This window comes from Nocardioides sp. B129/18, assembly GCF_055282735.1.
Genome location: NZ_JBUZJI010000011.1, coordinates 60,118 through 84,717, shown reverse-complemented (window position 1 = coordinate 84,717; position 24,600 = coordinate 60,118). Strand labels below are relative to the sequence as shown.

Genomic DNA, 24,600 nt, shown 5'->3' with positions numbered 1-24,600 from the left:
GCTCATGCGGGGACTACTCCATTCAGGGTGGACTCCACGTCGACGTAGACGTCGCCGTCGCGGAGCTCGACAGGGAAGGTGGCGACCGGCTCGGTCGCGGGGAGGCCGGAGGGCTGGCCGGTGCGCAGGTCGAAGCGGGAGCCGTGCAGCCAGCACTCGATCTGGCAGTCGGCGACCTCGCCCTCGCTCAGCGAGACCGACGCGTGGGAGCAGAGGTCCTGCAGGGCGAAGACCTCCTCGCCGTCGCGCGCGATGGCCACGGTGTAGCGGCCGATCTGGACGGCGTGGCCTTCGTCCTCGGGGACGTCGGCCAGGGCGCAGGCGCGCTCGAAGGTCACGCGAGCTCCTGGAGGACGTTCTTGGAGAGCTCGGCCTCGACGACGGCGAGCAGCTTCTCCTCGACCGACTCGATCTCGACCCGGCGGATCAGATCGTTGAAGAAGCCGTGCACCACCAGGCGCTGCGCCTCCTTCTCGGAGATGCCGCGCGAGCGCAGGTAGAACAGCTGCTCGTCGTCGAAGCGGGCGGTGGCCGAGGCGTGGCCCGCACCCTCGATCTCGCCGGTCTCGATCTCCAGGTTCGGCACGGAGTCGGCCTGGCAGCCGTCGGTGAGGACGAGGTTGCGGTTCTCCTCGTAGGTCTCGATGCCCTCGGCGACCTTGCGGATCAGCACGTTGCCGATCCACACCGTGTGCGCCCGCTCGCCCTGCAGCGCGCCCTTGTAGACCACGTTGCTCGTGGTGCGGGGCGCGTTGTGGTCGACGAAGAGCCGGTGCTCGATGTGCTGGCCGGCGTCGGCGAAGTAGAGGCCGACGCCCTCGAAGGCGCCGCCCGGGCCGGCGTAGGAGACGTTCGTGGTGGTGCGCACGACGTCGCCGCCGATGGTGACCTCGAAGTTGCGCACCAGCGCGTCGCGACCGACGGTGATGTTCGTCTGCGCGGTGTGGACGGCGTCGTCGGCCCAGTCGTAGACGTTGACGAGGTCGACGCGCGCGCCGTCCTCGACGATCACCTGGACCAGCTCGTTGTAGTGCGCGGAGCCCTGGTCCTCGACGATCAGCTGCACCTGGGCGTGACGCCCGACGCGGATGACCGTGTGCTGGACGACGGGCTCGCCGAGGCCGGTGCCGAGGGCACGGATGCGGATCGGCTCGCCCAGCTCGGCCTCGGCCGCGACCTCGAGGACGCCGACGGTGCCGGCGTGCTGGGCGGCCAGGGCGCCGAGACGGTCCAGCGGCGCCACGCCGCCGAGCGCCCGGGCCTCGGCCGCGTCGACCTCGCGCCACGTGGCTCCCTCGGGGAGCTGGGCGTCGAGCTCGAGCGAGCCACCGGCAGGAGCGTCCTCGAGCAGCTCGCCGAGCCGCTTGAGCGGGGTGAAGCGCCAGATCTCCTCCCGGCCCGTGGGGGCCGGGTGCGCGTCGAGCTCGTAGCTCGGCTGGGTGTGGAGGTGGCTCTCGACGTGCTCGACCTCGAGCGCGTCGCGGACAGCGGTGACCGTCACCCGACGGCTCCTTCCATCTGCAGTTCGATGAGTCGGTTGAGCTCGAGCGCGTACTCCATGGGGAGCTCCTTGGCGATCGGCTCGACGAAGCCACGCACGATCATGGCCATCGCCTCGTCCTGCTCCATGCCACGCGACATGAGGTAGAACAGCTGGTCGTCGGAGACCTTCGAGACGCTGGCCTCGTGGCCCATCGACACGTCGTCCTCGCGGATGTCGACGTAGGGGTAGGTGTCCGAGCGGCTGATCTGGTCGACCAGGAGCGCGTCGCACAGGACGTTCGACTTCGAGCCGTGGGCGCCCTCGTTGACCTGGATCAGGCCGCGGTAGGAGGTGCGGCCACCGCCGCGCGCCACCGACTTCGACAGGATCGAGGACGAGGTGTGCGGGGCGGCGTGCACCATCTTGGCGCCGGCGTCCTGGTGCTGGCCCTCGCCGGCGAACGCGATCGAGAGGGTCTCGCCCTTCGCGTGCTCGCCCATGAGGTAGACGGCCGGGTACTTCATGGTGACCTTGGAGCCGATGTTGCCGTCGACCCACTCCATCGTCGCGCCGGCCTCGCAGACCGCGCGCTTGGTGACGAGGTTGTAGACGTTGTTCGACCAGTTCTGGATGGTCGTGTAGCGGCAGCGGCCGCCCTTCTTCACGATGATCTCGACGACCGCGGAGTGCAGGGAGTCCGAGGAGTAGATCGGCGCGGTGCAGCCCTCGACGTAGTGCACGTAGGCGTCCTCGTCGACGATGATCAGCGTCCGCTCGAACTGGCCCATGTTCTCGGTGTTGATGCGGAAGTAGGCCTGCAGCGGGATGTCGACGTGCACGCCCTTCGGCACGTAGATGAACGAGCCGCCGGACCACACCGAGGTGTTCAGCGCGGCGAACTTGTTGTCGCCGACCGGGATGACGGTGCCGAAGTACTCCTGGAACAGCTCGGGCTGCTCCTTCAGCGCGGTGTCGGTGTCGAGGAAGAGCACGCCCTGGGCCTCGAGGTCCTCGCGGATCGAGTGGTAGACGACCTCGGACTCGTACTGCGCGGCGACGCCGGCGACGAGGCGCTGCTTCTCCGCCTCCGGGATGCCGAGCTTGTCGTAGGTGTTCTTGATGTCCTCGGGGAGGTCCTCCCACGAGCCCGCCTGCTTCTCCGAGGAGCGCACGAAGTACTTGATGTTGTCGAAGTCGATGCCCGAGAGGTCCGAGCCCCAGGTCGGCATCGGCTTGCGGTGGAAGAGCTTGAGGCCCTTCAGCCGCAGGTCGAGCATCCAGTCGGGCTCGCCCTTCTTGGCGGAGATGTCGCGCACGACGTCCTCGTTGAGGCCGCGACGCGCGGAGGCGCCGGCGACGTCGGGATCGGCCCAGCCGAAGTCGTAGCGGCCGATCCCCTTCAGCTCGGGGTTCAACTCTTCGATCGAGGTCATCAGACGACCTTCTTCCTCTCATCGGTGGTCCGCTGGGGGTCCGGGATGCAGGTGGTGCACACGCCGTCGCCGTGGGCGATGGTGGCGAGGCGCTGCACGTGGCGGCCGAGGACGCGGCTGATCGCCGCGGTCTCGGCCTCGCACAGCTGGGGGAACTCGTGGGCGACGTGGCTGACCGGGCAGTGCTGCTGGCACAGCTGCTCGCCGGCGACCGCGCCGGGCAGCTCGCGCACGCCGGCCGCGTAGCCCTCGTCGGTGAAGACCCGGGCGAGCGCCTCGGCGGGGCTCAGCGCGGGGTCGGCGGTCTGGACGGCCGGGAAGCGCTGCTCGATGAAGGCGACGCGGCGGTCGGCGAAGGCACGGACGGCGTCCTCGCCGCCGGTCTCGGCGAGGAAGCGCAGGGCCTGGACGGCGAGGTCGTCGTACTGCTGGTCGAAGCCCTCGCGGCCGACCTCGGTGAGCGCGAAGACCTTGGCCGGACGACCGCGTCCGCGGGTGGCGCCGGCGCGCGGCTCGCGGGCCTCGACGGCGCCGTCCTCGAGCAGCTGGTCGAGGTGGCGGCGCACGGCGGCGGGGGTGAGCTCGAGCCGCTCGGCGAGCGCCGCGGCGGTCGAGGGGCCCTCGACGAGCAGGCTGCGCGCGACGCGCTGACGCGTCGTGCCGTCGCCGCTCTCGAATTCCACAACATCAGTGTGCCGTTATTGCCGGAGGCCCTTCAAGGAAGGTCACCCTTACCTGCGGCGCGGTGTGACCTGGGTCTCCGAGATGCGCTCACAGACCGGCCAGCTCGCGCAGCTCGGTGAGGATCTCCGGCAGCCGGTCGAAGAGCGAGAGGTGACCGTCGGCCTCGGTGAAGTGCGGGCGCACGCCCGCGACCGCCGCGGCCAGCCGCTCGGCGTGCGCGAAGGGCACCATGCGGTCCTGGCGGCCCTGCCACAGGGTCACCGGGACGGTGATCTCCGCGAGGTCGAAGCCCCAGGGACGCAGGAACGCGAGGTCGTCGTGGAGCCAGCCCTCGATGCCCGACGACAGGGCGTGTCGGAAGGTCGCGGCCATCCCGTCGGCGCGCTCGCCGGTGAGCCAGGCGCGGTCGACGTCGGGCAGGAGGTCTCCCATGCCCTCGACGACGTTCGCGCCGGTCATGTCCGCGAACCCCGGGCGCCAGGACTCCAGCAGCGGCCGCAGGGCCGACTCGCCCTCGATCGCCGCGCCGAACTCCTCGACGTTCTCCTCCCCCATGCCCTCGAGGAACTGCTCCTCGAAGCCGACGTAGGGGGCGACGCCGACGCCGGAGGCCGCGGCGAGGCAGCGTCCGGGCAGCAGCGCGGCGCAGGCGATGGCGCGCGGACCGCCGCCGGACCAGCCGACGGTGACGAACCGGTCGAGCCCGAGATGGTCGAGCACCGTGACGACGTCGTCGACGTCGGCGGCGATCGTCGCGGCCTGCGCCCGGGCCGTGGAGGCGCCGTAGCCGGGACGCGAGTACGTGATCGTGCGCAGCCCGAGGTCGGCCGCGGACTCCTCCAGTGCCGGGAACGGCCAGGCCGCCTGCGGGGTGCCGTGGTGGTGCACCAGCGGGAAGCCGTCCTCGGGGCCGGCCAGCCGCACCTCGAGGAGGCGGCCGTCGGGGGCGTCGATGAGGAGCGGGGCGTCGGCGAGGAAGGCGGAGTCGGTCACTCAGCGAGCCTGTCGCGTGGCCCGCAGCCAGGCAAGACCGAGGAAGGGGAGGACGAGCGGCAGATAGCCGTAGCCCTGGCCGAAGTGCGACCACACGGTCTTGTCGGGGAACAGCTCGGTCTCGGTGTAGCTGAGCACCCCGACGCTCACCACGCCGACCGCCTCGACGATCACGGCCACCAGCGCGATCCACCACGCCCTGCGGCCCCCGCGCAGCAGGCAGGTGGTCGCGACCAGGTAGATGATCGCGGCGACCAGCGAGAGCGAGTAGGCCAGCGGCGCCTTGCCGGCGTCGAGGCCGAGCTGGGTGAGCGAGCGGCCCGTCGCCGCGACGGCGAAGACGCCGTACAGGGCGACCAGCACGCGTCCCGGACCGGCGGCCAGCACCAGGCGGGGCTCCTCCCCCGCGCTCATGCGACGTTCCACAGCGCGTGCAGGCGCAGCTCGCAGGCCAGCACCGTCAGGATCATGACGAGCAGGACGCCGCTGCCCCAGCGGCTGCGCTCGACCAGCGCGAGCCCGGCGCCCACCGGCACCACCAGCACCGCGGTCCACAGGTAGGCCACGAAGGTGATGCCCTCCACCGCGCGGTCGGTGAGCCCGAGCGCGACGCACCCGCCGATCGCCTGGGCCAGCAGCGCCACCAGGAGCACGCCGAGCACCGCGAAGTAGCGGTCGCTCGGAGGGGACTCGTCGCGCACGATCATCAGCACCGTCGCCACCGTGGCCACCAGGCCGACGACGACGATCACGGCGGTCAGCCACAGCGTCACGCAGCCCAGCCTAGGAGCAGCCCGGCACCGGGACCGACGTGACCCGCGTCCCACCCGGCGTCCGGCGCACCACCGATGCCCCGGCCGCGACCCGCGCGCTCCTACACTGGAGCCGTGTCAGACGCCGACCTCGCCGTCGTCGTCGACGACCTCGTGATGCGCTACGCGGACAAGGTCGCCGTCGACGGACTGTCGCTCACCGTGGAGCGTGCGAGCATCACCGCCGTGCTCGGCCCCAACGGCGCCGGCAAGACCACCACGCTCGAGACCTGCGAGGGCTTCCGCAGCCCGCAGTCGGGCGTCGTCCGCGTGCTGGGGCTCGACCCCGTCCGCCAGCGTCGCGAGCTGCTGCCGCGCATCGGCGTGATGCTGCAGGGCAGCGGCGCCTGGAGCGGCGCGCGGGCGATGGAGATGCTCGCGCACGTCGCGCGGCTGCACTCCGACCCGCTCGACATCGGCATGCTCGCCGACCGGCTCGGCCTCCACGAGTGCGGACGCACCCCGTACCGCCGCCTCTCCGGCGGACAGCAGCAGCGCCTGGGCCTGGCGATGGCGATCGTCGGGCGGCCCGAGATCGTCTTCGTCGACGAGCCCACCGCCGGCATGGACCCGCAGGCCCGCCGCACCACCTGGGAGCTGCTCGAGGAGCTGCGCGGCGACGGCGTCACCGTCGTCCTCACGACGCACTACATGGACGAGGCCGAGCGGCTCGCCGACCGCATCCACATCGTCGACCACGGCCGCCTCATCGCCACCGGCACGCCGCTGGAGCTCACCCGCGGCGGCGACTCCGCCACGATCCGCCTGGTCGTCACGCGCCCCTTCCCGCCCGGTGCGCCGGAGTCGCTGCGCGCCGCCCTCGGCGCCGCGATCGACGTCCAGGTCATCGACGAGCTGAGCCTGGTCGTCAGCGGCCCCGCCGACGCCTCCACCCTCGCCCGCGTCTCCGCGTGGTGCGAGGCGCAGGGCGTGCTGCCCGAGTCCCTGACCCTGGGACGTCGCACTCTCGAGGACGTCTTCCTCGAGCTCACCGGACGGGAGCTGGTCGCATGACCGCCCTCGAGCCCCGCGCCGTCGCCACCGGTCGCTTCGCCCCCCGCCCCGGCTCCGCGCCGCTGGCCCGCCAGGTGCTGGCGCAGGCGTCGATGGAGGCGCGGCTGACGCTGCGCAACGGCGAGCAGCTGCTGCTGGCCGTCGTGATCCCCGTGATCGTGCTCATCGGCGCCGTGCAGGGCGCCGACCGGATCGGCCTCTCGGTCGACCGGCGTCCCGTCGACGTCTTCACCCCCGGCGTGCTCGCCCTCGCGGTGATGTCGACCGCCTTCACCTCCCTCGCCATCGCCACCGGCTTCGAGCGGCGCTACGGCGTCATCAAGCGGCTGGGCGCCTCCCCGCTGCCGCGCGCCGGCCTGCTCGCGGGCAAGGCGCTGGCGCTGCTGCTGGTCGAGGTGCTGCAGATCGTCGTCGTCGGCGCCGTCGGGCTGGCGCTGGGCTGGCGTCCCGACCTCTCCCCCGCCGCGCTGCTGGGCGGCGTCCTGGCCCTGGTGCTGGGCACGCTCGCCTTCGCCTCCCTCGGCCTGTTCGTCGCGGGCGTCCTGCGCGCCGAGGCCACGCTGGCCGCCGCCAACCTCGTCTACCTGCTGCTGCTCGCCGGCGGCGCCGTCGTGCTGCCGTCCTCGGCCTACGGCTCGGTCGGGCCCGCCGTCACCTGGCTGCCCTCCGGCGCGCTCGGCGCGTCGGCCCGCGAGGCGCTGCTCTACGGCTCGATCGCCTGGGTCCACCTGCTCGTCCTCGCGGCCTGGGCCGCGCTCGGCACCGCCCTGACCGCACGCACCTTCAAGTGGGAGTGACCCCCTCGTGAGCCTCACCGACCGCACCGCGCCCGCGACGACGCCCGCCGGCCGTCCCGCCCGCGAGCCCGGACCGCTCGCCCGCTTCCTGCCGCTGACCGCGTGGGCCTCGATCGTGGCCAACATCGGCATCGTCGTCACCGGAGGCGCCGTGCGCCTCACCGGCTCCGGCCTCGGCTGCCCCACCTGGCCGCGCTGCACCGACGAGGGCTACACGCCCCACGGCGCGTACAGCGTCCACGCGGCCATCGAGTTCGGCAACCGGCTGCTGACGTTCGTGCTCGTCGCCGTCGCGATCGCCACGGTCGTCGCCGCCTGGTCCAGCCGTCGTCGCGACCTGCGGATCCTCTCGATCGGCATGGCGCTGGGCATCCCGTTCCAGGCGATCATCGGCGGCATCACCGTGCTCACCGACCTCAACCCCTGGATCGTCTCGCTGCACCTGATGCTCTCGATGGTGATCACCGCCGTCGCGGTGCTCTTCCTGCGCCTGCTCCCCGGCCCGCTCCCCGCCCCCCGGGGCGGCCCGGTCACCGCGCTGGCCTGGGCGACGTTCGCGATGGCCTGGGTGGTGCTCTACATCGGCACCGTCGTCACCGGCAGCGGACCGCACGCTGGCGACGCGAACGCCCCCCGCAACGGCCTGGACCCGCTCGAGGTCAGCCAGCTGCACGCCGACGTCGTCATGCTCTTCATCGGCCTCTCCGTCGGCCTCCTCGCCCTCGCCGTGCTCCTGGGCGACGGCGCCGCCCGCCGCGCCGCCCTCCTGCTGCTCGGCGTCGAGGTGGCGCAGAGCGCCGTCGGCTTCGTCCAGTACTTCACCGGGCTCCCCGAGATCCTCGTCGGCGCCCACATGCTCGGCGCCGGCGTCCTCATCGCCGTCACCACCTGGGTGCTGCTGGCTCTTCGGCACCCGGTGGAGCGGGTGGCGGTGGGCTGACGCCCCGGGGGCAGTTTCCCCGGATATCCGGGGAAACTGGACGTTGTCAGGGGAAGTTTCCCCCGACAACGTCCAGTTTCGCCTGACCTGATCCACGCCCCAGCGACGCTGGATCGCACCGTCGTCCACAGGCGATGATCTCCTCCCAGCGAAGAGCGTCGACGATGACGCAGGGTGTCGCGCATGGCTGACCTGATCGATCGCTCCCTCGTCCGGTCCCGCGCCGAGATGCTGACAGCGGGCTACACCGACAAATCGCTCGCCCGACTGGTGCGGGCCAAGCGCCTGGTGCGCATCCGCCAGGGCGCCTACGTCGAGACGGCGGTGTGGGAGGAGCTCGACGCCCTCGCGCGCCACCGCCTGCTCGCTCGCGCGGTCCTGGATCGGTCCGGCGCTCCGGCCGTCCTCTCGCACACCAGCGCGGCCGTCGAGCACGGCGGAACCGCCTGGGGCCAGGACCTCGGCCGCGTCCACCTCACCCGCACCGACGCCATCGCCGGCCGACGGGAGGCAGGGGTGGTGCAGCATCGCGGCCTCCTGGGCGAGGACGAGATCGACAGACTCGGGGAGATCGCGGTCACGACGCCGGCACGCTGCGTGGCGGAGGTGCTGAACCGCGACGGATCCGAGCCCGCCCTCGTCCTCGCTCACGAGCTCGTCCAGCTGGGGAGGCTCTCGACGGCCCACGTCAGGGACGCCATCGAGAAGGTCGGCCGCTGGCCGGGGTCGCTCGGCACCCATCGCTTCCTGCGCATCCTCCCGGCCCGGTGCGAGAGCGTCGCCGAGAGCCGGTTCCTGCACCTCCTCCAGCAGGCGGGCATCCCGCTGCCGGAGACGCAGGTCGAGATCCACGACGAGGACGGGCGGTTCGTCGCCCGGGTGGACGGGGCGTGGCGCGATCGCGGGGTGTTCTTCGAGGTCGATGGGCGAGGCAAGTACGACATCGGTCTGACGTCCGGTCGCTCGGCTCGCGATCTGCTGTGGGAGGAGAAGACCCGGGAAGACGAGGTCCGTCGGGTCACCGGATGGCGCTGCATCCGCATCACGTGGGCGGACCTGGAGAATCCGTCGCGCCTGATCCGCCGGATCCGGACCGCACTCGGCCTCACCTGAGGTCGATCAGGTCAGGGAGAACTGGACGTTGTCAGGGGAAGCTTCCCCTGACAACGTCCAGTTTCCCCGGATATCCGGGGAAACTGCCCCGCCTCAGAACCGCAGCAGCGGGTCCAGCGCGACGGCGACGAAGAGCAGGGAGAGGTAGAGGTTGGAGGAGTGGAACAGGCGCATCGGCTGGATGACGCTCAGCTCCTCGGAGCCGCGGGCACGGGCCCACATGCGGTGGGCCTCGACGAGGAAGACCGCGCCGAGGACGACGGCGGCGATCGGGTAGGCGGGGCCGGTGCCGGCGACGGGCCACAGCAGCAGGGAGGTGGCGACCATGACCCAGCTGTAGAGGACGATCTGGCGGCCGACGTCGCTGGCGGAGCGGACGACGGGGAGCATCGGGACGTCGACGTTGCGGTAGTCCTCGCGGTAGCGCAGCGCGAGCGCCCAGGTGTGGGGCGGGGTCCAGAAGAAGACCACGAGGAAGAGGATCACCGGCGTCCAGGCGAGCGAGCCGGTGACGGCGGTCCAGCCGATGAGGGCCGGGAAGCAGCCGGCGATGCCGCCCCAGACGATGTTCTGGGTGGTGCGGCGCTTGAGCAGCATCGTGTAGACGAAGACGTAGAACGCGTTGGCCAGCACCGAGAGCACCGCGCTGAGCGGGTTGGCGCCGAACCACAGGATCACGGTGGAGCCGACGCCGAGCACGAGGCCGAAGACGAGCGCGGACCTCGGGCTGACGATGTGGCGCGGGAGCGCTCGACGCCGGGTGCGGCGCATCTGCTCGTCGATGTCGCGGTCGTAGACGCAGTTGAACACCGACGCCGAGCCAGCCGAGAACGTGCCGCCGAGGACGGTGGCGACGACCAGGCCGAGGTCGGGGACGCCGCGGGCGGCGTAGAACATCACCGGAACGGTGGTGAGCAGCAGCAGCTCGATGACGCGCGGCTTGGTCAGGCCGACGTAGGCGGCGACGACGTCGCGCCAGGTCTTGGGCGCCTCGTCGCGGGAGGCGATGCGTCCACCTGAGCCGTCGCCGGGGCCGGTGAACGGCTCAGCCGACGGTTGCTCACCGACGTGGGTCACGCAGCATCCTCGAGGGGCAGGGGGGCGCGCCCCCCGTGAGGGTGGGCGCGCGGACTCAGGTTCGAGTCTAACCGCGCAGAACAGTAGGCTCGGAATCGCCTGCCACGTCGTCGCTCGGGCGTCCGCCGCACAGGTGAGCAAGCCCACAGATCAGCAACCCGATCAGCCTCCGGAGACACTCCGGTCCCCGGGCCCGGCGACCACCGTCGAGCCGCTCGGGGCCGCCTCCGCCGCCATGGAAGGATCCCCGTGACCTCTGCCGCCCCCCTCGAGTGGACCGACCTGGACCGCAGGGCCGTCGACACGGCTCGCGTCCTCGCGATGGACGCCGTCCAGAAGGTCGGCAACGGCCACCCCGGGACGGCGATGAGCCTCGCGCCGGCCGCGTATCTGCTCTTCCAGAAGGTCATGCGCCACGACCCCGCGGCCACCGACTGGATCGCGCGCGACCGCTTCGTGCTCAGCTGCGGTCACTCCAGCATCACGCTCTACACCCAGCTGTTCCTCGGCGGCTTCGGGCTCGAGCTCGAGGACCTCAAGGCGCTGCGCACCTGGGACAGCAAGACCCCGGGCCACCCGGAGTACGGCCACACCGCCGGCGTCGAGGTCACCACCGGCCCGCTGGGCCAGGGCGTCGCGAACGCCGTCGGCATGGCGCTGGCCGCCCGCCGCATCCACGGCCTGCTCGACCCCGAGGCGCCGGCCGGCGAGTCCCTCTTCGACCACGACGTCTTCGTCCTCTGCTCCGACGGCGACCTCCAGGAGGGCGTGAGCGGCGAGGCCAGCTCCATCGCCGGCACGCAGGGCCTGGGCAACCTGACGGTCGTCTACGACCGCAACCGCATCTCGATCGAGGGCGACACCGACATCTCCTTCACCGAGGACGTCGCGAAGCGCTACGAGGCCTACGGCTGGCACGTGCAGAACGTCGACTGGACGAACGGCGGCACCGAGTACCGCGAGGACGTCCCCGAGCTCTACGAGGCCATCCAGACCGCGCGCGGCGTCACCGACCGTCCCTCCCTCATCGTGCTCGACACCGTCATCGCCTGGCCCGCGCCGAACGCGCAGGGCACCGAGGCCGCGCACGGCTCGGCCCTGGGCGCCGACGAGGTCGCGGCCACCAAGAAGGTCCTCGGCTTCGACCCCGAGCAGCACTTCGCCGTCGACCAGGAGGTGCTCGAGCACACCCGGGCGCTGCGCGAGCGCGGCGCCGCCGCCGGTGCCGAGTGGGACGAGAAGTACGCCGCCTGGGCCCAGGCCAACCCCGAGCTCGAGACCCTGCTGCACCGGCTGAAGAAGCGCGAGCTGCCCGACGGCATCGCCGACGCGCTGCCGACGTTCCCGGCCGACCCCAAGGGCGTCGCCACCCGCTCGGCCTCCGGCAAGGTCATCAACGCCCTCGCGCCGCTGCTGCCCGAGCTGTGGGGCGGCTCGGCCGACCTCGCCGGCTCCAACAACACCACCATCAACGACGTGCCGTCCGTCGGCACCGTCGAGGGCGGCACCCACGACTGGAAGACCGACCCGTTCCAGGGTCGCGTGCTGCACTTCGGCATCCGCGAGCACGCCATGGGCGCGATCATGAACGGCATCGCCGTCTCCGACCTCACGCGCGTCTTCGGCGGCACCTTCCTCACCTTCTCCGACTACATGCGCGGGGCCGTGCGCGTGGCCGCGCTCATGGGCGTCCCGGTCACCTACGTCTGGACCCACGACTCCATCGGCCTCGGCGAGGACGGCCCCACCCACCAGCCGGTCGAGCACCTCGCCGCGCTGCGGGCCATCCCGGGCCTCGACGTCGTCCGCCCCGGCGACGCCAACGAGACCGCCGCCGCCTGGCTGGCGATCCTCAAGAACACCGACCGACCGGCCGCCCTGGCGCTGACCCGCCAGAACGTGCCGGTCCTCCCCCGCGGCGAGGACGGCTTCGCCACGGTCGACGACGTCGCCCGCGGCGGCTACGTGCTCGTCGACGCCGACGGCACGCCCGACGTCATCCTCATCGGCACCGGCTCGGAGCTGCAGATCGCCGTCGAGGCCCGCGAGCGGCTCGCCGCCGACGGCGTGCAGGCCCGCGTCGTCTCGATGCCGTGCCAGGAGTGGTTCGAGTCCCAGGACCAGGCCTACCGCGACTCCGTCCTGCTGCCCTCGGTGCGCGCCCGTGTCTCGGTCGAGGCCGGCGTGCGCCAGGGCTGGCGCGAGTACGTGGGCGATCTGGGCCGCATCGTGTCCATCGACCACTTCGGAGGCTCGGCCGACTACGCCCGCCTCTACCAGGAGTACGGCATCACCACCGAGGCCGTCGTCGCCGCCGCGCGCGACAGCCTCACCTCGGTCAGCGGCTGAGGCCGACCGGGCGAACCCCGGTCCCCCCGCCACCGTCCGTGCCACCTGACCCACCTCACCAGGAGGAACACATGACCGACCGCCTCAAGAAGCTGGCTGACGCCGGCGTCTCCATCTGGCTCGACGACCTCTCCCGCGAGCGTCTGGAGACCGGCAACCTCGCCGAGCTCGTCCAGGACAGCTCCGTCGTGGGCGTCACCACCAACCCGACGATCTTCGCCGGCGCGATCGCGAACGGCGAGCGCTACGACGAGCAGGTCCGCTCGCTGGTCGAGCGCGGCGCCGGCGTCGACGACGTCATCTTCGAGCTCACCACCGAGGACGTCCGCAACGCCTGCGACGTGCTCGCCCCCGTCTACGCCCAGCAGGCCTGGGACGGCCGGGTGTCCATCGAGGTCGAGCCGACCCTCGCCACCGACACCGAGGGCACCATCGCCTCGGCCCAGCGGCTGTGGCAGGCCGTCGACCGTCCCAACGCGCTGATCAAGATCCCCGCCACCCGCGAGGGCGTCCCGGCGATCACCGCGGCCATCGCCCAGGGCATCTCGGTCAACGTCACGCTGATCTTCAGCGTCGAGCGGTACCGCGCCGTGATGGACGCCTACCTCACCGGCCTCGAGCAGGCCCGCGACGCCGGCCTGGACCTCTCCACCATCCACTCGGTGGCGTCCTTCTTCGTCTCCCGCGTCGACTCCGAGGTCGACAAGCGCCTCGAGGCCATCGGCTCCGAGGAGGCCCTCGGCCTGCGCGGACAGGCCGCGGTGGCCAACGCCCGCCTGGCCTACGCCGCCTACGAGGAGGTCATCGCGAGCGACCGCTGGCGTCAGCTCGCCGAGGCCGGCGCGAATCCGCAGCGTCCGCTGTGGGCCTCCACCGGCGTGAAGAACCCCGACTACTCCGACACCCTCTACGTCACCGAGCTGGTCGTCGCCGGCACGGTGAACACGATGCCGGAGAAGACCCTCCAGGCCGTCGCCGACCACGGCGAGGTGCACGGCGACGCCGTCACCGGCACCGGCTCGGAGGCCCAGCAGGTCTTCGACGCCCTCACCGGGGTCGGCATCGACCTCGACGAGGTCTTCCTCGCGCTGGAGGACGAGGGCGTCAGCAAGTTCGTCGACTCCTGGCGCGAGCTGGTCGAGACCGTCCAGGGCCAGATGGAGGCGGCGGCGAAGTGAGCGCCGCGCCGGTGGACCCGACCTCGACACCGGCCTGGTCGCGGCTGACCACCCTCGCAGCGGGCTTCGAGCCCGACCTGCGCGGGTGGTTCGCCGCCGACCCCGACCGCGTCACCCGGCACACCCACGACGCCGCGGACCTGCACGTCGACCTCTCGAAGTCGCTGCTCACCGACGAGGTGCTCGCAACGCTCCTCGAGCTGGCGGAGCAGACCGGCGTCGCCGAGCGGCGCGACGCCATGCTGCGCGGGGAGCACGTCAACGTGACCGAGGGCCGCGCGGTGCTGCACACCGCGCTGCGGCTGCCGAAGGACGCCACGCTGATCGTGGACGGCGAGGACGTCGTCGCCGGCGTGCACGAGGTGCTCGAGCGAATCTACGACTTCGCGCGGCGCGTGCGCAGCGGCGCCTGGACCGGCGCGACCGGCGCGGCCGTGCGTACCGTGGTCAACATCGGCATCGGCGGGTCCGACCTCGGACCGGTCATGGCCTACGAGGCGCTCCAGCCCTACCGCGACGGCGGGCCGGAGGTGCGGTTCATCTCCAACATCGACCCCACCGACGCCGCCACCACCCTGGCCGATCTCGATCCCGCGACGACGCTGTTCATCGTCTCCAGCAAGACCTTCGGGACGCTGGAGACCCTGACCAACGCCCGGCTGTGCAAGGCCTGGCTGCTCGAGGGCCTGGCCGGCCGCACCGAGGGTCAGGACGAGTCGGCCGTCGTCGCCCAGCACTTCGCCGCGGTCTCCACCGCGCTCGACAAGGTCGCCGACTTCGGCATCGACCCGCAGAACGCCTTCGGCTTCTGGGACTGGGTGGGCGGGCGCTACTCCCTGGACTCCGCGATCGGCACCTCCCTGGTGCTCGCGATCGGCCCGGAGCGGTTCGCCGAGATGCTGGCCGGCTTCCACGCCATCGACGAGCACTTCCGCACCACGCCGCCCGAGCGCAACGTCCCGCTGCTCATGGGCCTGCTCAACGTCTGGTACTCCACCCTCCTCGGCGCGCAGAGCCACGCGGTGCTGCCCTACGCCCAGCTGCTGCACCGCTTCCCGGCCTACCTCCAGCAGCTGACGATGGAGTCCAACGGCAAGAGCGTGCGCTGGGACGGCTCGCCGGTCACCACCGACACCGGCGAGGTGTTCTGGGGCGAGCCCGGCACCAACGGCCAGCACGCCTTCTACCAGCTGATCCACCAGGGCACCCGGCTGATCCCCGCCGACTTCATCGCGGTCGCCAACCCGGCCCACCCGCTGCGCGACGGCGACACCGACGTCCACGAGCTCTTCCTGGCCAACTTCCTGGCCCAGACCCGCGCCCTGGCCTTCGGCAAGACCGCCGAGGAGGTCCGGGCCGAGGGCGTCGACGAGGACGTCGTCGCCGCCCGCACCTTCCCGGGCAACCGGCCCACCGCCTCGATCATCGCCCCCGAGCTCAGCCCGAGCGTCCTGGGCCAGCTGGTGGCGCTCTACGAGCACATCACCTTCACCCAGGGCGCCGTGTGGGGCATCGACAGCTTCGACCAGTGGGGCGTCGAGCTCGGCAAGCAGCTGGCCACCCAGGTCGGCCCGGCCCTCGGCGGCGACGCCGAGGCCCTCGAGCAGCAGGACGCCTCCACCCGCGCCCTGATCGCCTACTACCAGGAGCACCGCCGCCGATGAGCGCCTACGTCAACCCGCTGCGCGACCCGCAGGACCGACGGCTCCCCCGCATCGCGGGCCCGTGCGGCCTGGTGCTGTTCGGAGTCACCGGCGACCTCTCGCGCAAGAAGGTCATGCCGGCCATCTACGACCTCGCCAACCGCGGTCTGCTGCCGCCGGGCTTCAGCCTCGTCGGGTTCGCCCGTCGCGACTGGGCCGACCAGGACTTCGCGCAGATCGTCCACGACTCGGTCAAGCAGCATGCCCGCACGGAGTTCCGCGAGGAGGTCTGGCGCCAGCTGGCCGAGGGCTTCCGGTTCGTGCCCGGCTCCTTCGACGACGACCAGGCCTTCGAGCGGCTGCGTCACACCATCGAGGAGCTCGACGAGGTCCGCGGCACCGGCGGCAACCACGCCTTCTACCTCGCCATCCCGCCGGGCGCGTTCGGCACCGTCACCCAGCAGCTGCAGGAGCATGGTCTCACCGACGCTCCGGCCGACGCGCCGGACGCCTGGCGCCGGGTCGTCATCGAGAAGCCCTTCGGCCACGACCTCGCCTCGGCGCGCGAGCTCAACGCGGCCCTCGACGCCGTCTTCCCGCCCGAGACGATCTTCCGGATCGACCACTACCTCGGCAAGGAGACGGTGCAGAACATCCTCGCGATGCGCTTCGCGAACACGATGTTCGAGCCGCTGTGGAACAACAACTTCGTCGATCACGTGCAGATCACGATGGCCGAGGACGCCGGCATCGGCGGCCGCGCGGGCTACTACGACGGCATCGGCGCGGCCCGCGACGTCATCCAGAACCACCTGCTTCAGCTGATGGCGCTCGTGGCCATGGAGGAGCCGACCTCCTTCGAGCCGCACGCGCTGCAGATCGAGAAGCAGAAGCTGCTCGGGTCGGTGAGCCTGCCGCGTCGCCTCGACCTCACCACCGCCCGCGGCCAGTACGACGCCGGCTGGGCCGGCGGCGTCAAGGTCCCCGGCTTCCTGGAGGAGGACGGCATCGCGAAGACCTCCACCACCGAGACCTTCGCGGCCATCACGCTGCACGTGGAGAACCGCCGCTGGGCCGGCGTCCCGTTCTACCTGCGCACCGGCAAGCGCCTGGCCCGCCGCGTCACCGAGGTGGCCGTGGTGTTCAAGCGGGCGCCGCACCAGCCGTTCTCGGAGACCTCGGTGGAGGACCTCACCCAGAACGCCCTGGTCATCCGCATCCAGCCCGACGAGGGCATGACCGTCCGGTTCGGCTCCAAGGTGCCGGGCACCGCGATGGAGATCCGCGACGTCAGCATGGACTTCACCTACGGCGGCACCTTCACCGAGGCCTCGCCGGAGGCCTACGAGCGCCTGATCCTCGACGTCCTGCTCGGCGACCCGCCGCTGTTCCCGCGGCACGAGGAGGTCGAGCTCTCCTGGAAGATCCTCGACCCCATCCTCGAGCACTGGGCCGCGAAGGGCCGTCCCGACTCCTACGGCTCGGGCGGCTGGGGGCCGGACTCCGCGGAGCAGATGCTGGCCCGCGACGGCCGCACCTGGCGTCGGCCGTGAACGCCGCCCGTCCGCGCACCGCAGCGCGACCCGCAGCACGACCCGCAGCCCGACCCGACCTGGAGGGACTCGCATGATCGAGCTCACCGACACCACCTCGTCCGCGATCGCCGCCGAGTTCGTCCGCGCCCGCTCGCGGGCCGGCTCCCCGGCGATGGGCATGGTCATGACGCTCGTCTTCGTGGTCGAGGAGGAGCAGGCCGAGCAGGCCATGGCCACCGCCCGCGAGGCCAGCCAGGAGCACCCGGCCCGGGTGCTGGGCGTCATCCTGGGCTCGGCGCGCGGCTCGGGGCAGGTCAACGCGCAGGTCGGCATCGGCTCGGGCTGGGCCGGCGAGACCGCGCTGATCCGGCTCTCCGGCGAGCTGGTCAAGCACCCGGAGTCGGTCGTCCTGCCGCTGCTGCTGCCCGACTCCCCCGTGGTCGTGTGGTGGCCGGTCGACGCGCCCCACGACCCCGCCGGCGACCCGCTCGGCACCCTGGCGCAGCGCCGGATCACCGACTCCGCCGCGGCCACCAAGGCACGCACCACCGCGTTGCGCACCCAGTGCGACGCCTACACCAAGGGCAACACCGACCTCGCCTGGACCCGCCTCACGCCCTGGCGTGCGCTGCTGGCCGCGGCCCTCGACCAGTCCCGCTCGAAGGTCGTGGGCGCCAGCGTCACCGGCGAGAAGGTCAACCCCAGCGCCGACCTCCTCGTCGCCTGGCTGGCCGACCGGCTCAAGGTGCCGGTGACCCGCGAGACCTCCGAGGGCCCCGGCCTCACCGAGGTGGTGCTGGAGACCAAGGCCGGCCCGATCCGCATCTCGCGCGCCGACGGCCTGCTGGCCACCTTCACCACGCCCGGCGCGCCCGACCGTCCGATCGCCCTCAAGCGTCGCTCGCCGCACGAGCTGCTCGCCGAGGAGCTGCGACGCCTCGACGAGGACGACGTCTACGCCGCCACCGTGAAGGCCCTGGGACGGGCCGCCTCGAAGGCCCCGGCGAAGAAGGCCCCGGCCAAGAAGGCTGCCACGAAGACCGCCGCGAAGAAGACCACCGCGAAGGCGGGCTCGCGGTGAGCGCAGCGCTGATCGAGGTCCAGCCCGACGCCGCCACCCTGGCCACCGCGGTGGCCGGGGAGCTGCTCGAGCGCCTGCGGGCGCTGCAGGCGGCCGGTCGCGTGCCCCAGGTGGTGCTCACCGGCGGCACCATCGCCGAGCGCATCCACCGCGAGGTGGCCCGCATGGCGCCGGAGGCCGACGTCGACTGGACCCGGGTCGGCTTCTGGCTCGGCGACGAGCGGTTCGTCGAGGCCGACTCCCCCGACCGCAACCTCGGGCAGGCCAGGGCCGCGTTCCTCGATGCCGTCGGCGCCACGCTCGTGCACGCGGTGCCGGCCGCCGACGAGGTCGCCACGCCCGAGGAGGCGGCTGCCGCGTACTCCGCCGAGCTCGACGTCCTCGACGCCGCGGACGGCTTCGACGTCGTCATGCTCGGCGTGGGTCCCGACTCCCACGTGGCCTCCCTCTTCCCCGGGCACCCCGGCGCCGCCCACGAGGGCCCCGGCGCCATCGCGGTGCACGACTCCCCCAAGCCGCCGCCGCTGCGCGTCAGCCTGACCCGCGAGACCCTCAACCGCGGCCGCGCGGTCTGGTTCCTCGTCAGCGGGGCCGAGAAGGCCGACGCCGTCGCCGCGGCGCTGGCCGAGCCCGCGCCCGATCACCGCGAGGTGCCGGCGTCGGGCGTGCGGGGCGTCGAGGAGACCACCTGGTTCCTCGACCACGACGCCGCCTCCCGGCTCTAGCGCAATCGGCTCGCGGTCGGCCCGCAGCCGCCCCTAGGTTGGTCGGATGCGACTCTCGGCCGAGCAGTGCCTGACCGCGATCTCCCAGGAGACCGACCGCTTCCTCGACGTCCTCGAGGGCGCGCCGGAGGGGGTGCGCGTGCCGACCTGCCCGGACTGGGACGCCGACGACCTGCTGTGGCACCTCGGGGAGGTCCAGTGGTTCTGGGCGCGGATCGTCGAGGGTCGTCCGGCCGGACCGGACGCGGTGCCCGAGCGCGTCGAGCGGCCGGCCGATCGCGCCGGTCTGCTCGCGCACCTGCGCACGTCCTCCGGCGACCTGCGTCGCCTGCTGAGCGAGGCGGACGCCTCGGAGGAGGCGTGGTCGTGGGCGGGTGACCAGAGCGTCGGGTTCACCCTGCGTCGCCAGGCCCACGAGGCCCTGATCCACCGCCTCGACGCCGAGCTCGTCGCCGGGCTGCCGCACGCGCCGATCGATCCCGCCCTCGCGGCCGACGGCGTCGAGGAGGCCCTCGACGTCATGTACGGCGGGGAGCCGCCCGCCGGCGTCGCCCTCGACGCCCTGCCGGGGCTCGTCGAGGTGCGTCTCACCGACGTCGACCGGACGCTGCGGGTCGCCGTCGGCACGCTCGCCGGACGCACCGCGGAGGGCCGCGAGCTGAGCGGCCCCCATCTCGTCCTCGTCGACGACGCCCACCGCGGCCGGCCGGCCGCGGCGCTGGAGGGCACCGCCGCCGGCGTCGACCGCTGGCTGTGGAAGCGCACCGGCGACGATGCCGTCACGTGGAGCGGCGACGACGCGACCCGCGAGGCGTTCCTCGCCGCGGTGCGCCCGTCGATCGACTGACCGACGGGCGCTCCCGCGCGCGGCGAGGGCTCAGGCGCGCTGCTCGGCGCCCGTGCGCTCGGCGGCCAGGGCCACCGCGGCCGTGCGAGCGGCGGTGGTCTCCTCGTCGGTGAGGGTGCGGTCGGGCGCCCGGAAGCGCAGGGCGAAGGCGAGCGACTTGCGACCCTCGCCGATCTGGGCGCCGCGGTAGACGTCGAAGAGCCGCACCGACTCCAGCAGGGCGCCCGCGCCCTCACGGAGCGCCTCCTCGACCTCGGCGACCGTGGTGGACTCCGCGACCACGAGGGCGACGTCCTCCTTGGCGACGGGGTAGCTGGAGAACGACGGCGCCGGGGCGACGTCGGGGGCCGCGGCGATGAGGGCGTCGAGATCGAGCTCGACGGCTGCCGAGCGGGCCGGCAGGCCGTGCGCGGCGCACACCCGCGGGTGCAGCTCACCGGCGTGGCCGAGGACGACCTCGCCATCGGGGCCGCTCACGACCACCTCCGCGCAGCGGCCCGGGTGCCACGGCGCGAGGACGGCGGAGCGCACCTGGACCTCGACGGCCAGCTCGGCCGCGAGGCGGCGCACGACGGCGACGGCGTCCTCCCAGCCGGCCGGACGCGCGGCGCCCCACCAGCCCGAGGCCTCGCGCTCGCCGGCCAGGACGACCGCCAGGTGCAGCGGCTGGGCCGGGATGGCCTCGAGCAGGGCGGCGATCTCGGCGTCGGTGGGACGGCGGTCGACGCCGTAGATGGGCGCCTTCACGGGACCTGCGGACACCACGACCGCTCCGGTCTCGAAGACCGCGACGCCGGCCTGCCCGCGGGCGAGGTTGCGGCCGGCCTGACGCAGGACGCCGGGCAGCAGCGTGGTGGTGAAGCCGGGCTCCTCGCTCGACATCGGGTTGGCCAGCGGCACGGTGGCCCGGCGCGGGTCGTCGGCCGGCAGGCCGAGGGCGTCGAGGCCGGCGTCGCCGATGAAGGGGAAGGAGACGACCTCGACGCAGCCCGCGGCCGCGAGCGTGCGTTCGATGCGGCGACGCAGCCGCTGCGAGCGGGTCAGGCCGCGGCCGGCGGGCGGGGTCGGCAGCACGGAGGGCACCTGGTCGTAGCCGACGATGCGCACGACCTCCTCGACGAGGTCGAAGGGGTCGGCGACGTCGGGACGCCAGGTCGGCGGCGCGGCCCGCAGGCGTGCGCCGTCGACGGCGACCTCGCAGCCGACGGCCTCGAGGTGACGCACCGTGTCGGCGTCGGCGATCGCGATGCCGCTCACGCGCGCGGGCAGGTCGACGTCGATCTCGATGGCAGCGCGCGCGGGCACCGAGCCCACGACGGTGACGCCGGGCTCGGCGGTGGCCCCGCCGTGCGCGACGAGCAGCTCGACGACGCGGTCGGCGGCGGCCTCGGTGATCGCGGGGTCGACGCCGCGCTCGTTGCGCTTGCCGGCCTCCGAGGAGATGCGCTGGCGCTTGCCGGTGCGGAACATCGAGACGGGGTCCCAGTGGGCGGCCTCGACCAGCACGCGGGTGGTGGTCTCGGAGATCTCCGTGGACTCACCGCCCATGACGCCGCCCAGGCCGATGGCGCCGGAGTCGTCGCAGACGACGAGGTCCTCGGGGTGGAGGGTGCGCTCGGTGCCGTCGAGGGTGGTGAGCCGCTCGCCGGGGGTGGCGCGGCGCACCCGGAGGGCGCCGGCGACCTTGTCGGCGTCGTAGCCGTGGATCGGGCGGCCCAGCTCGAGCATCACGTAGTTGGTGACGTCGACGGCCAGCGAGATCGGCCGCATGCCCGCGGCGGCGATGCGCTGGGCCATCCAGTCCGGCGTCGGCGCGGTGGGATCGAACCCGGAGACGGTGCGGGCCACGAACAGCGGGCAGCCCTCGGCGTCGTCGATGACGACCGGGTGGCCGGCGTCGTCGGCGGCGGGCACCGCACGCACGGCGGGGTCGCGGAAGGGCGCCTCGAAGCCGAGGGCGGTCTCGCGGGCCAGGCCCCGGATCGAGAGCGCGTACGCGCGATCGGGGTTGATCTCGAACTCGATGATCTCCTCGTCGAGCCCGAGCAGCGGACGGGCGTCCTCGCCCGGGGTGCCCGCGCCCTCGGGCAGCACGATGATGCCGTCGTGGTCGCCGGAGAGGCCGAGCTCGGCGGCCGAGCAGATCATGCCCGCCGAGACGTGGCCGTAGGTCTTGCGCGCGGAGATCGCGAAGCCGCCGGGCAGGACGCCGCCGGGCAGCACGGTGATCACGAGGTCACCGGGCTTGAAGTTGTGGGCGCCGCAGACGATGCCCTGGGGCTCGCCGGTGCCGTTCGCGTCGCCGACGTCGACGGTGCACCAGTTGATGGTCTTGCCGTTCTTCTGCGGCTCCGGCTCCTGGGTCAGCACCCGGCCGACGACCAGCGGGCCGGTGATCTCGCTGCCGGGCGACTCGATCGCCTCGAGCTTGAGGCCGAGCGCGGTGAGGCGGTCGGTGATCTGCTCGGTCGTCAGCCCCGCCGGGAGGTCGACGTGCTCGAGGATCCAGGACAGGGGTGCCTTCACAGCTCGCTCCCGAACGCAGTGGTGAATCGGACGTCGCCCTCCCAGAAGGCGCGCAGGTCGTCGATGCCGGAGCGGAACATCATCATCCGGTCGATGCCGAAGCCGAACGCGAAGCCGGTGTAGCGCTCGGGGTCGACGCCGCACGCGACCAGCACGCGCGGGTTGACCACCCCGCAGCCGCCCAGCTCGATCCAGCCCTCGCCGCGGCAGGTGCGGCAGGCGTCGGTGCCCTCGGGGTTGAGCGCCGAGCCGTGGCAGACGAAGCAGACCATGTCCATCTCGGCGCTGGGCTCGGTGAACGGGAAGTACGACGGGCGGAAGCGCGTCGAGATGCCCTCGCCGAAGAGGCTGGAGACCAGGTGGTCGAGGGTGCCCTTGAGGTGGGCCATCGTCAGGCCCTCGTCGATCGCCAGGCCCTCGACCTGGTGGAAGACCGGGCTGTGGGTGGCGTCGTACTCGTCGGTGCGGAAGACCCGTCCCGGGCAGGCGACGTAGATCGGGGGCGTGCGGGTGAGCATGCTGCGCGCCTGCACCGGCGAGGTCTGGGTGCGCAGCACGACGCCGCTGTCGGCGGGGGCGACCCAGAAGGTGTCCTGCATGGTGCGCGCGGGGTGGTCGGGGCCGAGGTTGAGGGCGTCGAAGTTCAGCCACTCCGCCTCCATCACCGGGCCCTCGGCGATCTCCCAGCCCATCGCGACGAAGATGTCGGCGATCAGCTCCGAGCCGGTGGTCAGCGGGTGGCGCGCGCCGACGGGCACGCGGTCGACCGGCAGGGTGACGTCGACGGTCTCCTCGACCAGCATCCGCTCCTCGTGCTCGGCCTCGAGCACGGTCTGACGGGCGGCCAGGGCCTGGTTCACCGCGCCGCGGGCCTGGCCCACGCGCTGACCTGCCTCCTTGCGGGCCTGGGGCGGCAGCGCGCCGATCTCCCGGTTGGCCAGCGCGAGCGGCGAGCGGTCGCCGGCGTGCTCGAGCCGCACCGCCTTGAGCGCCTCGAGGTCGGCTGCGGCGGCGATGGCGGCCAGCGCGGCGTCGCGGGCGGCCTCCACCTCCGGGGCCTGCAGCGGGGTGACCTCGACGGGGTCGTACTCGGTGTTCGGTCCCGACATGACGGCCTTTCACGCGTGCGGTGCGGTGGGCTGCGTCGCCCTCGATGCGACGGCGACCGGCCAAGTCTAGGAAGCCGTGCCCCCGCGCCGCGAACCGGTTCCGCGCCCCGGTCGTCCAGGGACCGGCGCGGGCCCTGCAGGAACGCTCAGAGGGGCGCGGCAGCAGGCCAGTCGACGACCATCCGCGCCCCGCCGCCGGCGGCGTCGTCGATGAGCACGGTGCCCCCGTGGGCGCGCACCAGGCCGTTGACGACGTAGAGCCCCAGCCCGGTGCCGCCGCGCTCGCCGTTCTTCCAGAACTTGGTGAACACGGTGCGCCGCAGGGCGACGGGCACGCCCTCGCCCTCGTCCTCGACGACGAACCGGACGCCGTCGAAGACGACGTGGTGCTCCTCGTCGGTGGGCTGGGCCTCCTGCAGCCGCTCGGCGCGGACGCGGACGGTGCCCTCGCCGTGGCGCAGCCCGTTCTCGACGAGGTTGGTGAGCACCTGGGTGAGCTTGTCGGGGTCGGCCGCCAGCAGCGGGAGGTCGTCGGCGACCTCGAGCTCGACCGGACGCGGGGCCTCCCCGGCGCGCACCGACTCCACGACGCGGGTGGCGATGACGCCGGCGTCGGTGGGGCGCTGGTGCAGCTGCAGACGGCCGGTGTCGATGCGGGCGACGTCGAGCAGCTCGGCGATGAGGCGCGAGAGCCGGTCGGAGTCGACCGACACGGTGGTGAGCATCAGCTTCTTCTGGTCGTCGTTGAGCCGGTCCCAGCGATTGAGCATCACCTGCACGAAGCCCTTGACGCCGGTGAGCGGCGAGCGCAGCTCGTGCGCGACGGTGGCGACGAGGTCGGAGCGCTCGCGGTCGAGACGCGCGCGGCCGCGACCCGAGCGGATCACCAGCGCGACCCGGCTGACCGGAGCGCCGAGGTCCTCGCGGTGCAGGCGGGCGGTGACGAGCACCTCGGTGCCGTCGGGCAGCAGCCAGGGCTGCTCCGGGACGCCGGTGCGCGTGGCCAGGCCCTCGTAGGGGCGGTTCTGACCGACCCAGTCGCGGCCGTCCTGGTCCTGCAGGCGCAGCACCTCGCCCAGCGGCCGGCCCACGGCCGTGGCGGCGTCGAGGGCGAGCATCCGGGCGGCGACGTCGGAGACCGCGACGACGCGCTGATCGGCGCCCGCGATGACGACGCCGTCGGGCAGGGCGTCCAGCAGCGCGATCGTGGCCCGGTCCATGGGCCTCACCCTACGGCCGCGGGAGACGCCGTCCAGGGACG

At 72.9% G+C, this 24,600-nt stretch carries 22 protein-coding genes; 11 read left to right on the top strand and 11 right to left on the bottom strand.

Going from position 1 to position 24,600, the window contains the following annotated elements:
* Positions 1 to 2: 2 nt before the first annotated feature.
* The 7 genes from ACZDWJ_RS10305 to ACZDWJ_RS10275 all read right to left on the bottom strand — a co-directional run bounded on the left by ACZDWJ_RS10305 (position 3) and on the right by ACZDWJ_RS10275 (position 5,366).
* Entirely contained in the window at positions 3 to 338 is a 336-nt protein-coding gene (locus ACZDWJ_RS10305) for a non-heme iron oxygenase ferredoxin subunit (protein ID WP_463520862.1), read from the bottom strand.
* Positions 335 to 1,501, bottom strand: a complete 1,167-nt coding sequence (gene sufD, locus ACZDWJ_RS10300) for a Fe-S cluster assembly protein SufD (RefSeq protein WP_463520861.1) — start codon at positions 1,499 to 1,501, stop codon at positions 335 to 337. Before sufD ends, ACZDWJ_RS10305 begins: the two co-directional genes overlap by 4 nt.
* A complete protein-coding gene (sufB, locus tag ACZDWJ_RS10295; RefSeq protein ID WP_463520860.1) occupies positions 1,498 to 2,916 on the bottom strand; it encodes a Fe-S cluster assembly protein SufB in 1,419 nt (472 codons plus the stop codon). The genes sufD and sufB overlap by 4 nt, the downstream gene beginning before the upstream one ends.
* Complete coding sequence (locus ACZDWJ_RS10290; protein ID WP_463520859.1) at positions 2,916 to 3,599, bottom strand: helix-turn-helix transcriptional regulator; 684 nt, start codon at positions 3,597 to 3,599, stop codon at positions 2,916 to 2,918. Before ACZDWJ_RS10290 ends, sufB begins: the two co-directional genes overlap by 1 nt.
* 88 nt (positions 3,600 to 3,687) lie before the next feature.
* Positions 3,688 to 4,593, bottom strand: a complete 906-nt coding sequence (locus ACZDWJ_RS10285; protein WP_463520858.1) for an alpha/beta fold hydrolase — start codon at positions 4,591 to 4,593, stop codon at positions 3,688 to 3,690.
* A complete protein-coding gene (locus ACZDWJ_RS10280; protein WP_463520857.1) occupies positions 4,594 to 5,007 on the bottom strand; it encodes a hypothetical protein in 414 nt (137 codons plus the stop codon).
* On the bottom strand, positions 5,004 to 5,366 hold the full coding sequence (locus ACZDWJ_RS10275) for a hypothetical protein (protein ID WP_463520856.1): 363 nt from the start codon (positions 5,364 to 5,366) through the stop codon (positions 5,004 to 5,006). Before ACZDWJ_RS10275 ends, ACZDWJ_RS10280 begins: the two co-directional genes overlap by 4 nt.
* 114 nt (positions 5,367 to 5,480) lie before the next feature.
* On the opposite strand from ACZDWJ_RS10275, the gene ACZDWJ_RS10270 reads away from it, so the two are divergent.
* The 4 genes from ACZDWJ_RS10270 (at position 5,481) to ACZDWJ_RS10255 (ending at position 9,269) form a co-directional block, all read left to right on the top strand.
* On the top strand, positions 5,481 to 6,419 hold the full coding sequence (locus ACZDWJ_RS10270) for an ABC transporter ATP-binding protein (RefSeq protein WP_463520855.1): 939 nt from the start codon (positions 5,481 to 5,483) through the stop codon (positions 6,417 to 6,419).
* Positions 6,416 to 7,216, top strand: a complete 801-nt coding sequence (locus ACZDWJ_RS10265) for an ABC transporter permease (protein WP_463520854.1) — start codon at positions 6,416 to 6,418, stop codon at positions 7,214 to 7,216. Before ACZDWJ_RS10270 ends, ACZDWJ_RS10265 begins: the two co-directional genes overlap by 4 nt.
* Before the next feature lie 7 nt (positions 7,217 to 7,223).
* Positions 7,224 to 8,156: a COX15/CtaA family protein gene (locus ACZDWJ_RS10260; protein WP_463520853.1), complete on the top strand. Its 933-nt coding sequence runs from the start codon at positions 7,224 to 7,226 to the stop codon at positions 8,154 to 8,156.
* 183 nt (positions 8,157 to 8,339) lie between these two features.
* Positions 8,340 to 9,269: a hypothetical protein gene (locus ACZDWJ_RS10255; RefSeq protein ID WP_463520852.1), complete on the top strand. Its 930-nt coding sequence runs from the start codon at positions 8,340 to 8,342 to the stop codon at positions 9,267 to 9,269.
* Between the two features lie 93 nt (positions 9,270 to 9,362).
* On the opposite strand, the gene ACZDWJ_RS10250 is transcribed toward ACZDWJ_RS10255, so the two are convergent.
* Complete coding sequence (locus tag ACZDWJ_RS10250) at positions 9,363 to 10,277, bottom strand: heme o synthase (RefSeq protein WP_463520896.1); 915 nt, start codon at positions 10,275 to 10,277, stop codon at positions 9,363 to 9,365.
* Between the two features lie 390 nt (positions 10,278 to 10,667).
* On the opposite strand from ACZDWJ_RS10250, the gene tkt reads away from it, so the two are divergent.
* The 7 genes from tkt to ACZDWJ_RS10215 all read left to right on the top strand — a co-directional run bounded on the left by tkt (position 10,668) and on the right by ACZDWJ_RS10215 (position 19,704).
* The gene (tkt, locus tag ACZDWJ_RS10245; RefSeq protein ID WP_463520895.1) at positions 10,668 to 12,695 is read left to right on the top strand and encodes a transketolase; all 2,028 of its coding nucleotides are present in this window, start codon (positions 10,668 to 10,670) and stop codon (positions 12,693 to 12,695) included.
* Between the two features lie 71 nt (positions 12,696 to 12,766).
* The gene (gene tal / locus ACZDWJ_RS10240; RefSeq protein WP_463520851.1) at positions 12,767 to 13,873 is read left to right on the top strand and encodes a transaldolase; all 1,107 of its coding nucleotides are present in this window, start codon (positions 12,767 to 12,769) and stop codon (positions 13,871 to 13,873) included.
* Positions 13,870 to 15,537 (top strand): glucose-6-phosphate isomerase, encoded by a 1,668-nt coding sequence (gene pgi / locus ACZDWJ_RS10235; RefSeq protein WP_463520850.1) that lies wholly within the window; start codon positions 13,870 to 13,872, stop codon positions 15,535 to 15,537. Before tal ends, pgi begins: the two co-directional genes overlap by 4 nt.
* Positions 15,534 to 17,069: a glucose-6-phosphate dehydrogenase gene (zwf, locus tag ACZDWJ_RS10230; RefSeq protein ID WP_463520849.1), complete on the top strand. Its 1,536-nt coding sequence runs from the start codon at positions 15,534 to 15,536 to the stop codon at positions 17,067 to 17,069. Before pgi ends, zwf begins: the two co-directional genes overlap by 4 nt.
* A 73-nt stretch (positions 17,070 to 17,142) precedes the next feature.
* Positions 17,143 to 18,132 carry a glucose-6-phosphate dehydrogenase assembly protein OpcA gene (locus tag ACZDWJ_RS10225; RefSeq protein WP_463520848.1) on the top strand — a complete coding sequence of 330 codons (990 nt, stop codon included), beginning with the start codon at positions 17,143 to 17,145 and terminating at the stop codon, positions 18,130 to 18,132.
* A complete protein-coding gene (pgl, locus tag ACZDWJ_RS10220) occupies positions 18,129 to 18,857 on the top strand; it encodes a 6-phosphogluconolactonase (RefSeq protein WP_463520847.1) in 729 nt (242 codons plus the stop codon). The genes ACZDWJ_RS10225 and pgl overlap by 4 nt, the downstream gene beginning before the upstream one ends.
* A gap of 46 nt (positions 18,858 to 18,903) precedes the next feature.
* Positions 18,904 to 19,704, top strand: a complete 801-nt coding sequence (locus ACZDWJ_RS10215; protein WP_463520846.1) for a maleylpyruvate isomerase family mycothiol-dependent enzyme — start codon at positions 18,904 to 18,906, stop codon at positions 19,702 to 19,704.
* Between the two features lie 30 nt (positions 19,705 to 19,734).
* Here ACZDWJ_RS10215 and pheT read toward each other — a convergent pair whose 3' ends face one another.
* From pheT to ACZDWJ_RS10200, 3 genes are all read right to left on the bottom strand, one after another.
* A complete protein-coding gene (gene pheT / locus ACZDWJ_RS10210) occupies positions 19,735 to 22,230 on the bottom strand; it encodes a phenylalanine--tRNA ligase subunit beta (RefSeq protein ID WP_463520845.1) in 2,496 nt (831 codons plus the stop codon).
* A complete protein-coding gene (gene pheS, locus ACZDWJ_RS10205; protein WP_463520844.1) occupies positions 22,227 to 23,339 on the bottom strand; it encodes a phenylalanine--tRNA ligase subunit alpha in 1,113 nt (370 codons plus the stop codon). Before pheS ends, pheT begins: the two co-directional genes overlap by 4 nt.
* A gap of 146 nt (positions 23,340 to 23,485) precedes the next feature.
* Positions 23,486 to 24,559, bottom strand: a complete 1,074-nt coding sequence (locus tag ACZDWJ_RS10200; protein ID WP_463520843.1) for a sensor histidine kinase — start codon at positions 24,557 to 24,559, stop codon at positions 23,486 to 23,488.
* Positions 24,560 to 24,600 lie beyond the last annotated feature (41 nt).